The sequence below is a fragment of the Dysosmobacter sp. Sow4_B12 genome, assembly GCF_052116665.1.
In the GTDB taxonomy this organism is placed as follows: Bacteria; Bacillota; Clostridia; order Oscillospirales; family Oscillospiraceae; genus Oscillibacter.
In genome coordinates this window covers 1-1,009 of the sequence record NZ_JBQKKR010000028.1, presented here as the reverse complement: position 1 = coordinate 1,009, position 1,009 = coordinate 1, and the positions used below count along the sequence as shown (strand labels likewise).

At 46.2% G+C, this 1,009-nt stretch carries 1 protein-coding gene; it reads right to left on the bottom strand.

From position 1 onward, the window contains the following. Positions 1 to 105: 105 nt before the first annotated feature. Positions 106 to 1,009: transposase (locus tag ACTQ4R_RS12965; protein ID WP_441629337.1), on the bottom strand; the 904-nt coding region annotated here is incomplete at its 5' end.

Genomic DNA, 1,009 nt, shown 5'->3' with positions numbered 1-1,009 from the left:
AAATCTTGCTAATGTTTGTCAAGGACTTTTTCTGAAAACTACAACGCAAAAATGGCGCACCAAATTAACCCATCAGATTGCGGGCTTTGAAAAAATGATGTAGAATCAAAGCGGTTTACTTGTAGGCTCCATCGCTCTGGCATAGTAGATCCGGAGGAACTTGTTCACGCCAGCCATCTTGGCTACGTTGAAAGGCTTCCCTTCCTGTTCTTTTTTGAGCATAAAGAGGTACACGGGGTCGTCTTGAGGTTTTGTCAGTTTAAGGGCCTGCATTACCTCGTAACAAGCCTTTCTGAGAGCAGAACTGCCACGTTTTGAAATGTGGCGATTTCTGCTCTCGAATTGTCCGGATTGATATGGAGGGGCATCGTTGCCGGCATAGGAGTTCAATGCCTTGCCGCTGTGAAAGCGACGTATGTCACCGATCTCAGCGAGGATAATCGGTCCGAGACGGTCACCGACTCCATGCATTGCTCGGAGTATCTTGTATTCCGGAATCGTTTCAGCGATATTTCTCATCTGAGAAATGATATCATCGGCAGCATTTTGTGTTGCGGAAAGCAAGTCGACACATTGATTTTGTGAGAGCCAAATGTAAGGGTCTTCACCGCGGGTGGTAATGCTGTCAGCAGCGAGCTCGTAGATACTGAGACCCTTGCTGGATGCGCTGCGTTCTGAAGCCTTTTTCGCCAAGACATCATAGGACGCCAGGAACCGAGCCTTTCCAATTCGCTGAATCTCATCAAAGGACTTGAATCGTTTGATGAAGAGCAACAACGCACATTTTTCGGGATTTCTACTGTTCAATGGCAGTATTTTTGTAATCCCAGGCATCGTTTGATCCAGCAGAGATATAAGCTGAACCTTCAGCTTTGCAACATAAGAGATACGTTGGTTGTATTGGCGGGAAAGGAATTTCAAGTCCTCATACTTTTGCTCCATTGAGCTATACGGTACGAGTTTGTAGGATTTTTCAAGTGCATAGGCTGCTATCCGAAGCGCATCCTTC